Genomic DNA, 12,000 nt, shown 5'->3' with positions numbered 1-12,000 from the left:
GTCACCGGTGACCCCCGCACGGGTGACCACGACGGTGGGCCGGGCGCCCGGCGGCACGCCGCGGGGCGCACCTCCCGATCTGCCGCCGCGGCCTCCGGTGACCCCCGCACCGGTGGCCGCGGCGGTGCCCTGTTCGCCCGGCTGCGGGGGGCGGTGGCGTGGGGGGCCGTCGGCCTGGCCGTGCTGTTCACCGCGAGCCTGGTCGGTCTGCTCCCGGTGCAGGTGATGCGGGTCGACTCCGTCAGCATGCAGCCGACCGTCTCCGCCGGCGACCTGCTGCTCGTGCAGCACTGGCACGGCTCGGTGCACCGCGGGGACGTCGTGGCCGTGGAGAGCCCCCTCGAGGACGGGCTGCTGGTCAAGCGGGTCGTCGGGCTGGGCGGGGACCAGGTGGCCATCGAGGACGGCGTCCTCGTGGTGGACGGCGCCGCGGTCTGCGAGCCGGCGATCGACCCCGCGCTGCTGGACGGCGTGTACTTCGGCCCGGTGACCGTGCCGGAGGGCTCGCTGTTCCTGCTCAGCGACAACCGTGACGGCGCGATCGACTCCCGCGCCTTCGGGGCGGTCCCCGAGGACGCGCTGGTCGGCGCCGTGAGCGGGCGCCTGTGGCCCTCACCGGGTTCGCTGCCCTCGCCCTACGAGGGCTGCTGAGCGCACGTCCCCACCGTGGCCCCCGGTCGAGATCACGGGGTCTCGCACGTCCAGCCGCCGCCGAGCGTGCGAGATCGCGCGATCTCGTCGGGGAAGCCGACCGGGGCGCGGGTCGTCAGCCGCGGACGGGGCCCTCCGCCGCGGAGGACGCCAGGTCGTCGGCGGACCGGGACAGCTCGTGCCAGAGCTTGTTGGTGTCGTTGAGCTGCCGCTCCACGCCGGTGAGCGTCACGTGCACCGGGATGCCCGGCCGGCCGCCCACCTTGACGAGGAAGCGGCCCCGGCCGGGCGGCTCGGCCTCGGCTCCGGTGCCGGGGTTCCAGGCCGGCGGGTCCTGCCAGCCGACCAGGAGGTCCTGCTCGGCCCGGGTGAGCGGGACGGCGGAGGTGAGCATCGGCATCTCCGCCGACGGCAGCCCGCCGCAGATGACCATGCCGGATCGCTCGACGAATCCGCGGGCCTTCATCCGGTCCTCCTCGCTGGGGAGGGCCAGCAGGTCGCTCATGGTGTGGCTGACCATCGCCATGCCGACGCCGCGCTGCCGGTTCAGGCGGGTGAGGGCGTCGACCCGGTCGACCATGCCCCGGCCGGCGCGCAGCGCCCGCCAGAGCTCGTCCAGGACGACGAAGTGGTGCCGGCGCGGCTCGAGGCCGGCGTCGGCCAGCGCGTGCGCGACGCTGATCGTCCCGAAGCCGGCCGACCAGCAGGCCAGCAGCACGGCCGCCTGCAGGTCGGTCTGGGCGTCGTCGATGCTCGAGACGTCGAAGACGACCGGGCGGTCGCGGCGCATCGGCGTCGTGGTGGGCTCGGCGAAGATGCGGCCCAGCCGCCCGCCGCCGGTCAGCCCGACCAGCGTGGCCTCGAGGTCCTCGGTGACGTCGTCGTAGCGGCTGCGGTCGCCGCGGTCGAGGGCGGCGGCGCGGACATCGTCCGGCGCGGCCCGGAGCACCTCGAGCAGGTGGTGCAGCGTCGGGGCGCCCAGCCGGGCGGTGTCGTGGGTGTCGTCGAGGACGCGCAGCGCCCGGTCGAGGACGGTCTCCTCCCGGTCGGTGGGCGGCGTCCCGCGCATGACCGTGATGAGCGCGGAGACGATCGCGTGCCGGCGTCCGTGCGCGTCGGCGAGCACCTGCTCGCGGGCGTCGCCGGTCAGCCGGGCCGCGGCCGCCACCGCCTCACCGGGGTCCAGGACGTTGAGGTGCCCGCGGCCCCGGCCGAGCCGGATGACCTGGCCGCCGATGGCCTCCACCAGGTCGACGTAGTCGGGCTTGAGGTCGCCCAGGACCATCGGCAGGACGCCGTAGCCGGCCAGCCCGAGGGCCATCCGGCGGACCACGGTGGACTTGCCCAGGCCCGGCTTGCCCAGCACGAAAGCCGACGGGTTGCTGATCAGGTTGGCCCGCTGGAACCAGCTGATCGGGTCGCAGCACAGCGTCGCGCCGGAGAGCAGGTTGCGGCCCAGCGGCACCCCGGTCATCGGCGTCCCGGCGCCGACGGCGAACGGCCACAGCCCGCAGGCCTGCACGGTGGTCGCCCGCCACTCGTCGGGGGCCTGGACGTAGGTCGAGGCACCCCGACCGCGCCCGGACCAGCCGCGTGGCGCGGGCCCCGGGGCCGGCGCCGTCCGCTTCGTCGACCGGTGCTTCACAGCGCCTCCCGGAACTCGCGGGGCACGGTCAGGTGCGCCGAGGGCACGATGCCCAGCGGCAGCGCGGCGGCGAACGCCGAGTCCTGCGAGCCGTACACCGGACGCAGCTGGGTGCGGGCGGTCGCCGACAGGTTGTCGACCGCGGCGCGGACGACGTCGAGCGCGGCCCGCGGGTCGTCGATCAGGTCGGCGTCGGCCACGGTCGCCGTCACGAGCATCGCGAAGTCGACCAGCCCGGCGCCGCGGGCCTCCTCCTCGGCGCTGAGCGCCGCCGCCCGCTGCTCCAGCAGCACCCGCGCGGTGGGCCGGGAGGACGACGACGCGCGGAAGTCCGCGGTGCGCTTGTCCTGCTCGACGATCCGGGCGGCGCGGCCGGCATCCAGCGGGCGGTAGAGCAGCGTGACCCGCTTGCGGTCGATGTCGGGGTGCGGCGCGACGAGGTCGGCCAGCACCGAGGAGTACACCTCGCCGCGCGGCGCCTCGGTCATCGACCAGGTGACCGACAGCCCGCCGTCGTGGCGGTACCAGCCCCAGCCGGCCTGCGCGGCGGCCGGTCCGACGTCCGACCAGCGCAGCTCGGGGGTGCCGCCGGCGGTGCGCGCCTCGTCGAGCGCCGCCGCCACCGACGGGTCGTAGGCCACCCGGATCGCCTCGCACAGCTCCTGGGCGGTGGCCGGGCGCACCGCGCCGGCGCCGGTGGCGTTGAGCCCGGCGGTGAGGCCCGGCAGGCGGGTGCCGATGTCCCGGGCGACGTCCTCGTCGTTCCGCCGCCGTCCACCGGACCGGCCGGCCGTGGTGAAGGTCAGGGAGACGTAGGCGGTCACCGTGGCCGACCCGGCCGGGTAGGTGTCGACGACCTCGCGCAGCATGGCCAGCGCGACGTCGGGCGCCCGCGGGTCGAGATGCGTGCCGACCTCGTGGCGCAGCCGGGTGCCGGAGTCCGGCGCGGTCTCGAGGGTCACCGACGCCGCCACCAGGCCCGGCTCGTTGCCGAGCGCGCCCAGCCATGCGCCCCAGTGCGCCACCCAGGTGTCGATCTGCTCGTCGTCGACCAGGGAGGCGCCGTCGGGCTCGGTGACCAGCACGACGGTGGCGTGCCGCGTGGCCGGGACGGTGACCAGCGCGAAGGGCCGGCCGTAGGAGTCCTCCCACTCCGAGAGGCGGGACGCCGCGGCCAGCCCCGGGAGCGAGAAGGTGCCCTGCGGGGTGCGCCCGAGCGGCCCGGAGCGGTAGAGGTGCGCCCCGCCGCGCCGGGCGCGGGTCCAGCCGACGCGGGTGGACAGCCGCTGCACCCCCGACCGGTGGTGGCGGTCGCGGACCACGAGCAGCGCGAGCAGCAGGCCGACGACGGCGCCGGCGACCACCGCCTCGAGGAGGCCGACCAGCACCAGGGTGGCGATCACCCCGATGAGGCCGGCCAGCAGCAGGGCGGTGCCCAGGATGCCCAGGCTGCCGAGCCCGGGGCTGGCCGGGCGGCGCCAGTTGCCGTACGTGCGGGGCTGGGCGGGGGGCGCGACGGTCACGGGAGCAGGTCCTCCGCGTCGGGTCGGGGCGTCGGGACGGGACGGGCCTCGGAGGAGCTGCGGGTGGCGCCCGCGCGGAACGGCTCGGTCACGGGCCCGGCCACCGGGACCGGCTCGGCGCCCCGAGTGCGCTCGAGACCACGACCGCCGGCGCCCAGGCGGGCCGCGGAGTGGCGGCCCCGCTCGAGCGGTGCCGCCCCGGCGCGGGGGCCGCCGCCGCGGGAGGAGGGGACCCGCACGGAGGCGGCCGCGGCTCCCCCCGCGGGCGACACGGTGACGGGCACGACGGCCCGGGCACCGGAGGGCAGGCCGGCGGTGGCCGCCGCGCGCACCCGGTTGCCGCCGTCGGTCGCCGTCCGCACCACCGGCCGCAGCACCCGCAGCAGCGCCGGCAGGGCGGCGATCGCGAGAGCCAGGAAGGTCGTCCCGGTCAGCGCGGCCACCAGCGGCGCGTCGTCCGGGGTGGGCGCCAGCACCAGGCCGGCGGCGTACACCAGCGCGGCGGCCGGCTGGTAGAGCGCGAAGGCGATCGTCCAGGTGAGGGTGCGGACGAAGACCGCCCGGCCGGTGTCGGTGTTCGTGGCCGACGCCGACAGCGGCAGCACGCCGGCCAGGACGACCAGCACCACCCCGCGGGCGACGAGCAGCACCATCTGGAGGAGGGCGCCCAGCAGGGCCGTGGTGCCCAGCAGGATCACCAGGACGTCGTTCATGCCGTCGGTCTGCTGGAGCGCCAGCAGCTCGGTCAGCCCGCCCTCGACGTCGCCGGTCGCGCGTTGCAGCACCCACACCGAGAACGCGTCCGCCGCCGTGACCAGCAGCGTGACCCCGGTGAGGCTGGCGCCGCCGACGAGGACCAGGGTCAGCAGGCCCCGCAGCAGGTCGGCCACCGGCTGGCTGCGCCGCTGCCACACCATGCGCGCGGCCGCGATGAGCACGGCCACGACCGCGACCGCGGCCGAGTACCAGGCCAGCGACCCGGCCAGCAGTGAGGCCGCCTCGGACGGCGCCGCCGTCCCGCCGGGGCCGATCGAACCGATGCCGGGGGACGGCGGGTCGGCCCACAGTCGCGCCACGGCGCCCAGCGCGTCGCCGGCCGCCTCGACGATTTCCCGCGCCAGGTCACCCAAGGCGTCTCCTCCTCCACTCTGGTCGAGCACGCCGATCCCCGCGGCCGGGATGGCCGGGTCGAGGAAGGCGTCGCCCAAGGTCCCGGCGGCCGGGTCGACACCGCTGACGTCCGCGGTGGCGCTGATCGAGTCCCCCGGGCCGAAGCCGGCCAGGCCGCCGAGGTCCCTGGCGTCGGAGACGGTGTCGAGCGGGATCCGGTCGACCTCCACCGCCTGCTGGTCGGCGCCGGACAGCACCGGCACGACGGAGTCGTCGACGAAGGCGGCCGGGATCCGGTCGTCCGTGACGGCGACCTCCGCCGGTGTCGGCTCAGCCGGTGGCGTGGTCGGGGTCTGCTCCGCGGGGGCCTCGCCGCCCGCCGCGGGGGCCTCGCCGCCCGTCGTGGGGGCCTCGCCGCCCGTCGTGGGGGTCGGCGTGGCCGTGTCGGTCGGTGTGGGCGTCGCCGTCCCCGTCGGCGTCGGCGTCCCCGTCTCCGTCGGCGTCGCGGTCTCCGTCGGCGTCGCGGTCTCCGTCGGCGTCGCGGTCTCCGTCGGCGTCGCGGTCTGGGTCGGCGTGGCCGTCTCGGTCGGCGTGGCCGTCTCCGTCGGCGTGGCCGTCTCCGTCGGCGTGGCCGTCTCCGTCGGCGTCGCGGTCTGGGTCGGCGTGGCCGTCTCCGTCGGCGTCGCCGGCTGGGCCGGCGCCACCGTGGTCGCGGCGGGCGTCGCAGCAGGCGGCGTCGTCGTCGGGACGGCCGGGTCGGTGGTCACTCCCGCCGTCGGCGTCGCCTCGTCCACGTCCGCTCCCCCGCTGCCCGGTCGCTCAGACCAGGGCCGCGATCAGCCCGGACGCCGACCCGACGAGGACCGCACCACCCAGGACGTAGGCCAGGCTCACCGCGTGCTCGGCCCCCTCGCCGCGGCGGTGGGCCACCGCCATGCGCGCGCCGACGAGCAGCACCCCCAGGACGCAGACGGCGAGCACCGTCCAGGCGACCCACTGGACGATCGTGACGATCCCCTCCGCGCCCGGCGGGGCGACGCCCTGACCCGGGTCGACCACGGCCAGGGTCAGCGGGGAGGTGAGCGCCATCGGTTCCGTCCTCGGTCCGTCGTCCACGGCGAGGCGCTGACACCCCCGCCGTTCGTGTCGGCCTCCACGGTCGGTCGCGGCCCCGAGGTGCGGCAATGCCCGAGATTGGGGGGTCCCGCCTCCGCGGCAGCCGGGTTCTACTCGGGTCGCACCGGCGTGGCGGGGGTCCGGCCGGGTGACAGGAGGGCACGGGCATGTCCGGCTCGGGACGGCGCCTCGCGGCTGCGGCCGCGCTCGGCGCTGCCCTGGTGGCGGGCGGCTGCGCGGCGCCGACCGAGCAGGCGCAGCCCGAGCCGACAGCGCAGTCCGCGGCCCCTGCCCCCGAACCCGGCGACGCGGACGCAGCGCTGCCCGCGCCCCCTCCCCCGCCCACGGAGGACGACGCCTCGCAGCAGGCCGCCCTCGACGCCGCCACGGCCGCGGTCACCGCCTTCGCCCGGCCCGCCCTGGAGCCCGGGCAGTGGTGGGCCGAGCTCACCCCTCTACTCAGTCCCGCGGCCGCGGTGGCCTACGAGGGCACCGACCCGCAGGCGGTCCCGGCGACCGCCGTCACCGGACCGCCCCGGCCCACGCCGTCGGTGAGCGCCTACCTGTCCACCGTGCTGGTGCCGACCGACGCCGGGGAGTACGCCGTGCTGCTCGTGCGCGAGGGCGACGGCAGCCCCTGGCTGGTCGAGCGGTTCACGCCGGTCGACGCGACCGCCCCCTCCGCCCCCTCCGCGGCCCTGACCCCGCCTGCGGAGAGCACCACGGCGACCACGGCGACCCAGGCGGAGCCGGCACCGTGAGGCGGCTCGGCGTCCTCGCCGCGCTGGTGCCGGTGCTCGTCGCGGGCGGCCTGGTCACCGCGGCGCTGGTCACGGAGGAGGACCCGCAGGCCGGCGCGTGCTCGCCGGTGGGCGCCGCGGTGAGCGTCGCGGGGGTGCCCGACGGACCGGTCGCCGGCTGGTCCGGCGAGCAACTGGTCAACGCCGCACTGATCGTGGAGGCCGGCGAGGCGCTCGGCGTCGACGCCCGCGGCCAGGTCATCGGGGTGATGACGGCGATGGGCGAGTCCTCCCTGACCGTCGTCGACCACGGGGACGCCGTCGGCCCGGACAGCCGCGGGCTGTTCCAGCAGCGGGCCAACGGCGCGTGGGGCAGCTACGCGGACCGGATGGACCCGACCACCTCGGCCACCAACTTCTACCGGGCGCTGCTGCAGGTCGAGGGCTGGCAGACCCTGCCGCCGACGATCGCCGCGCACCGCACCCAGCGCAACGCCGACCCGTACCACTACGCCCGCTGGTGGGACGACGCCCTCGAGGTCACCGCCGCCCTCGCCGGCGCCACGGTCACCGGCCTGGCGCCGGGCACCGGATCGGTCTCCTGCACCGGCGCCAGCCCGTTGCTCCGCAGCGTCAGCGGCGACTGGGCGACGCCCACCGAGGGCCCGCTGACCAGCGGCTTCGGTCAGCGGGACGACCCGACCGGCGGAGGCGTCCGGCTGCACGCGGGGCTGGACCTCGCGCCGGGGTGCGACGCGCCGATCGTCGCGGCGTCGGCCGGGGTCGTCGTCCGGGCCGGGGTCTCGTCGGGCTACGGCAACCTCGTCGTCGTCGACCACGGCGGCGGGGTGGTCACCCGGTACGCGCACATGGAGGACGACGACCTGCTCGTCGTCGTCGGCCAGCCCGTGGTCGCCGGCCAGCAGATCGCGCGGGTCGGCACGAAGGGCGACTCGACCGGCTGCCACCTGCACTTCGAGGTGCTGCTGGACGGCACCCCCACCGACCCCCTCGCCTTCCTCGCCGACCGGGGCCTCGACCTGCGCTGACGGTGGGGCGGGCAGGGTGGTGCACGGCGCACCCGCAGGTGGAACAGGCAGCCGCCGCGGGCCGCTGTACCCGGCGTGGGAGCCGCCGCCTCGCCGTCCCCCGTCCCCCCCGACCTCGACCGTCTCCTCCGGGTCCGCGAGATCCACGCCGAGCCGGCCGCGCTGGAGTCGCCCCGCGGCCAGCAGGTGCTGGCCCGCTTCCCCGGCGCCGAGGTGGTGGAGGTCCCCTCGCACTGGCAGATCCCCGACCTGCACGGGAACGCGGGCAACGTGGAGCGCTGGGTGCGGGTGAAGACCGAGACGCTGGTGCTCGGCGTCAAGAAGTCGCTCACCGCCCGCCCGAACGGCCGCTCGGCGAACTGGATCGCCCCGTCGACGGCCAACGGGTGCGCGATGGCCTGCGCCTACTGCTACGTGCCGCGGCAGAAGGGCTACGCCAACCCGATCACCGTGTTCACCAACATCGAGCAGATCACCGGCTACCTGCGCCGGCACGTCGCCCGGCAGGGCCCCAAGACCGAGCCCGACCAGTGCGACCCGCACAGCTGGGTGTACGACATCGGCGAGAACAGCGACTGCTCGGTCGACGCGCTGGTCAGCGACAACGTGGCCGACCTGGTCGCCACCTTCCGCGAGCTGCCGACGGCGAAGGCGTCGTTCGCGACCAAGTACGTCAACCGGCAGCTGCTGGAGCTCGACCCGCGGGGCCGCACCCGGATCCGCTTCTCGCTGATGCCGGACGCCGACGCCCGGGTGCTCGACGTGCGCACCAGCCGCGTGCCGGAGCGGATCGCCGCCGTCGACGACTTCGTCGAGGCCGGCTACGAGGTGCACCTCAACCTCTCCCCCGTCGTCCTGCGCGAGGGCTGGGAGGCCGACTGGGCGCAGCTGCTGACCCGGCTGGACGACGAGCTCTCCCCCGCGGCCAAGGCGCAGGCGGCGGCCGAGGTGATCATGCTGACCCACAACCGCGACCTGCACGAGGTCAACCTCGGCTGGCACCCTAAGGCCGAGGAGCTGCTCTGGCGGCCGGACCTGCAGCAGCCCAAGCGCAGCCAGAACGGGCAGTGGAACGTGCGCTACCGCAACGACGTCAAGCGGCTCGGCGTCACCCGCCTGCAGGAGCTCATCGCGGCGCACGCGCCGTGGCTGCGCGTGCGGTACGCCTTCTGAAGGAGGACCCTCCTGCCCCCACCCCTCGCTGGCGCTCGGGGCGGGTCCCTGCAGGAGGGCCGTTCCAGGACCTCACCGAGGGGTCCGTCAACCGGTCTGACCGGTGTCGGCGTGCGCGGCGCCGACCGGCTTGGACTCCGGTGAGCCCCGCTGGCGGAGGTACACGGCGAAGATCGCCATCGAGCCGACGGCGAGCATCTCCGACTGCCAGTTCTGGAAGGACCGGTTCCAGAAGTCGGCCTCGCCGAGGTAGCCGACCCAGCTGACCGGGTCCTGCCTGTCGGCCAGCTGCTCGGAGTTGTAGGCCGCCCAGCCGGCCACCGAGGAGGCGGCCCAGGTCAGCAGGAACAGCGCCCCCATGAGCAGGCCGAGCGAGCGCGAGTACAGCGTCGTCCGCCAGTTCCCGGGGCTCGCCCACTTCGGCGCCCCGGGACCGGCGTGCCGGCCGACCTGCTGCTCCTCGTCGGACTCCGTGCCCTCCTGACCCGGTTCCTTCGACTCCGACGAGCCCCGCTGGATGAACCACACGGTGGCGAAGACGTAGAGGAAGAACTGCAGGTACTCCGACTGCCAGTTCTCCATGACGTCGACCCCGAAGGACGACGAGGTGACGTAGTCCAGGAACGACACCGTGGGCAGGCCGTTCGTGACCTGCTGGGCGTTGAAGTCCGCCGTGCCGGAGATCGCCTGGCCGACGAGGGTGACCAGGAACAGCGCGCCGAAGGCCAGGCTCAGTGCGTTGGCGCGGAGGAAGCCGTAGCGGTCAGGTGCGCTCATCGGCCCATCAACCCCAGCGCGGTGACGTAGACGATCCCCAGCAGGATCACGACCAGGAAACCGATGAAGACCCCTCGGACGCCGTTCACGGCCCGTCCACCTCGCAGTCGTAGGGGGCCTCGCCCCGGCGCTGGCACGCCGCGGCGGTGACCAGCCAGCCGGCGTCGCTCTCGGTGAGGAAGACGGTGTCCCCGCTGAGCCGGACCTGCGCGTCCCCACCCCAGACCTCGACGGACTCCACCGTGCCGCCCTGCAGCGGGATCTGCTCCAGCGCGTCGGCGCACGGAGCCGACTCGTCGGACTCGAGGGCCGCTCGCGTCGCGGGGGCCAGCAGCTCGCACCGCTGCGCCGGGTCTCCCGAGGCGTCCTCGAACACGCGGGCCACCGTGCCGACGTCGTCGGCCTCCAGGCCGGCGCAGCCGCCCAGCAGCGCCACGGCCGCGAGCCCGCCGGCCGCCACCACTCTCCTCGCCGAGGTCGGCACCGGCGCCCTCCTGTCTCCCCCCGTCCGTGTCCGGCGGTGCTGGCCGGACAACCCGCCTACCCCCGCGCGACGCCCCGCCAAACGATCACCACCCGCTCGGGGGAACGGGGGGTTGCCCTCGGCCGGGACGGCCCGCCCGTCGCGCCCGGTTACCGTGGCGGCGTGGCGCGGGTGGCGGTGGTCGGCGCCGGGCTCGGGGGGCTGGCGGCGGCGGCGCGGCTGGCCGGGCTCGGCCACGCGGTGACCGTGCTGGAGCAGGCGCCGCAGGTCGGCGGCAAGCTCGGCTGGTACGCCCGCGACGGGCACGGCTTCGACACCGGACCGAGCCTGGTCACGCTGCCCGGCCTCTACCGCGACCTGTTCGCCGCGACCGGCGGCCCGCTGGAGGACGCCGTCGACCTGGTGCGCCTCGACCCGGCGGTCGCCTACCGCTTCGCCGACGGGACCCCGCTGGTGGTGCCCGGCTCACTCGACACCGTGCCCGAGGCCCTCGACACGGCGCTCGGACCGGGCGCCGGCGCACAGTGGACGGCTCTCCTGACGCGGGCCGCGGCGATGTGGCGGGTGACCGAGGGGCCGTTCCTCCGCTCGCCACTGGCCGGGGCGGCCACCCTGGCGCGGCTGGCCCGCAGCGCCTCCGACGTCGGCACGGTGGCGCCGTGGCGCACCCTGCGCGGCCTGGGGACGACGCACCTGCGCGATCCGCGGCTGCGCACCCTGCTCGACCGCTACGCCACCTACTCCGGCTCGGACCCGCGGCGGGCGCCCGCGGTGCTGGCCACCGTCCCCTACGTGGAGCAGGCGTTCGGCTCCTGGTACGTGCGGGGCGGGCTGCGCCGGCTGGCCGAGGCGGTCGCGGCCCGGGCGGTCGAGCGAGGCGCCGTCGTGCGCACCGGGTGCGCCGTCGAGCGCGTGCTGGTGGAGAGCGGGCGCGCGGCGGGGGTGCGCCTGGCCGGCGGCGAGGTGCTGCGCGCCGACGTCGTCGTCTCCGGCGCCGACGCCGCGTCGCTCTACGCCGACCTGCTGCCGCCGGCGCCCGCCACCCGCCGGGTGCGGCGGGGGCTGACCCGCAGCACGCCGTCGCTGTCCGGCGTCGTGCTGCTGCTGGCGCTGCACGGGCGGACGCCGGGTCTGGCCCACCACACCGTGCTCTTCCCGGACGACTACGACGCCGAGTTCGACGCGGTCTTCGGGGTCGGCTCGTGCCGGGGGGTCCCGCAGCCGGTGGCCGACCCCACCGTCTACGTCAGCGCCCCCGACGACCCGGCCACCCGCCCGGACGACGACAGCGAGTCGTGGTTCGTCCTGGTCAACGCCCCGCGGCACGACCCCGCGGGCGGCGTCGACTGGGACGCACCCGGCCTGGCCGACCGCTACGCCGGACACGTGCTGGAGGTGATGGCGCGGCGCGGGCTCGACGTCCGCGACCGGGTGCGCTGGTGCGTCGTCCGGACGCCGGCCGACCTCGAGCGCGACACCCGCAGCGCGGGCGGCTCCATCTACGGGACCTCGAGCAACGGCGCGCGGGCCGCGTTCCTCCGGCCGGGCAACGCCTCGCCCGTCCCGGGACTGTTCCTGGTCGGCGGGTCCTCGCACCCGGGTGGCGGCCTGCCGCTCGTCGCGCTGTCGGCCGAGATCGTCGCGGGCCTGGTCGGGCCGGCCTGAGTCCGGGGTCCGGCTTCCGCGCTCGACCGCGCGGGGGCCCGGACGGGCCGGAGGAGCCGGGCCGACC

11 protein-coding genes are annotated in these 12,000 nt (G+C 76.4%); 5 read left to right on the top strand and 6 right to left on the bottom strand.

All coding sequences use genetic code 11. The features are described from left to right. The coding region (gene lepB / locus ACI789_RS08205; protein ID WP_457007887.1) for a signal peptidase I at nucleotides 1–651 on the top strand (651 nt) is incomplete at its 5' end. Nucleotides 652–766: 115 nt separating this feature from the next. Here lepB and ACI789_RS08200 read toward each other — a convergent pair. From ACI789_RS08200 to ACI789_RS08185, 4 genes are read right to left on the bottom strand one after another with little or no spacing between them, the layout of a single operon-like run. Beyond that, on the bottom strand, nucleotides 767–2,296 hold the full coding sequence (locus ACI789_RS08200) for a hypothetical protein (protein ID WP_457007885.1): 1,530 nt from the start codon (nucleotides 2,294–2,296) through the stop codon (nucleotides 767–769). After that, nucleotides 2,293–3,819, bottom strand: coding sequence for an SCO6880 family protein (locus ACI789_RS08195; protein WP_457007883.1), 1,527 nt, complete (start codon nucleotides 3,817–3,819; stop codon nucleotides 2,293–2,295). The genes ACI789_RS08200 and ACI789_RS08195 overlap by 4 nt, the downstream gene beginning before the upstream one ends. Next, a complete protein-coding gene (locus ACI789_RS08190; protein WP_457007881.1) occupies nucleotides 3,816–5,723 on the bottom strand; it encodes a hypothetical protein in 1,908 nt (635 codons plus the stop codon). The genes ACI789_RS08195 and ACI789_RS08190 overlap by 4 nt, the downstream gene beginning before the upstream one ends. Nucleotides 5,724–5,748: 25 nt before the next feature. Continuing rightward, nucleotides 5,749–6,018: a hypothetical protein gene (locus ACI789_RS08185; RefSeq protein WP_456918859.1), complete on the bottom strand. Its 270-nt coding sequence runs from the start codon at nucleotides 6,016–6,018 to the stop codon at nucleotides 5,749–5,751. A 194-nt stretch (nucleotides 6,019–6,212) separates the two neighbouring features. Here ACI789_RS08185 and ACI789_RS08180 point away from each other — a divergent pair, with 194 nt between their 5' ends. From ACI789_RS08180 to ACI789_RS08170, 3 genes are all read left to right on the top strand, one after another. Then, a complete protein-coding gene (locus ACI789_RS08180) occupies nucleotides 6,213–6,806 on the top strand; it encodes a hypothetical protein (RefSeq protein ID WP_457007879.1) in 594 nt (197 codons plus the stop codon). Beyond that, on the top strand, nucleotides 6,803–7,834 hold the full coding sequence (locus ACI789_RS08175; RefSeq protein ID WP_457007877.1) for a M23 family metallopeptidase: 1,032 nt from the start codon (nucleotides 6,803–6,805) through the stop codon (nucleotides 7,832–7,834). The genes ACI789_RS08180 and ACI789_RS08175 overlap by 4 nt, the downstream gene beginning before the upstream one ends. A 75-nt stretch (nucleotides 7,835–7,909) precedes the next feature. Further along, nucleotides 7,910–9,007 (top strand): spore photoproduct lyase family protein, encoded by a 1,098-nt coding sequence (locus tag ACI789_RS08170; protein WP_457007875.1) that lies wholly within the window; start codon nucleotides 7,910–7,912, stop codon nucleotides 9,005–9,007. Nucleotides 9,008–9,094: 87 nt separating this feature from the next. Here the strand turns inward: ACI789_RS08170 and ACI789_RS08165 are convergent, their stop codons facing one another. Together ACI789_RS08165 and ACI789_RS08160 are read right to left on the bottom strand one after the other, a co-directional pair. Continuing rightward, nucleotides 9,095–9,784: a DUF6766 family protein gene (locus ACI789_RS08165; protein WP_457007873.1), complete on the bottom strand. Its 690-nt coding sequence runs from the start codon at nucleotides 9,782–9,784 to the stop codon at nucleotides 9,095–9,097. Between the two features lie 85 nt (nucleotides 9,785–9,869). Next, complete coding sequence (locus ACI789_RS08160; protein WP_457007871.1) at nucleotides 9,870–10,268, bottom strand: hypothetical protein; 399 nt, start codon at nucleotides 10,266–10,268, stop codon at nucleotides 9,870–9,872. A 162-nt stretch (nucleotides 10,269–10,430) separates the two neighbouring features. On the opposite strand from ACI789_RS08160, the gene ACI789_RS08155 reads away from it, so the two are divergent. Then, entirely contained in the window at nucleotides 10,431–11,933 is a 1,503-nt protein-coding gene (locus tag ACI789_RS08155; protein ID WP_457007869.1) for a phytoene desaturase family protein, read from the top strand. Nucleotides 11,934–12,000: the final 67 nt, after the last annotated feature.

This window comes from Geodermatophilus sp. SYSU D00965, from assembly GCF_054050075.1.
The sequence above is the reverse complement of the archived record's forward strand: the minus strand, read 5'-3'. Positions and strand labels throughout refer to the sequence as shown.

What these genes read in the sequence shown, in the direction of transcription:
- ACI789_RS08180 (WP_457007879.1), top strand. Translation starts at nt 6,213, where the DNA reads ATGTCCGGCTCGGGACGGCGCCTCGCGGCTGCGGCCGCGCTCGGCGCT.
- ACI789_RS08185 (WP_456918859.1), bottom strand. Translation starts at nt 6,018, where the DNA reads ATGGCGCTCACCTCCCCGCTGACCCTGGCCGTGGTCGACCCGGGTCAG.
- ACI789_RS08165 (WP_457007873.1), bottom strand. Translation starts at nt 9,784, where the DNA reads ATGAGCGCACCTGACCGCTACGGCTTCCTCCGCGCCAACGCACTGAGC.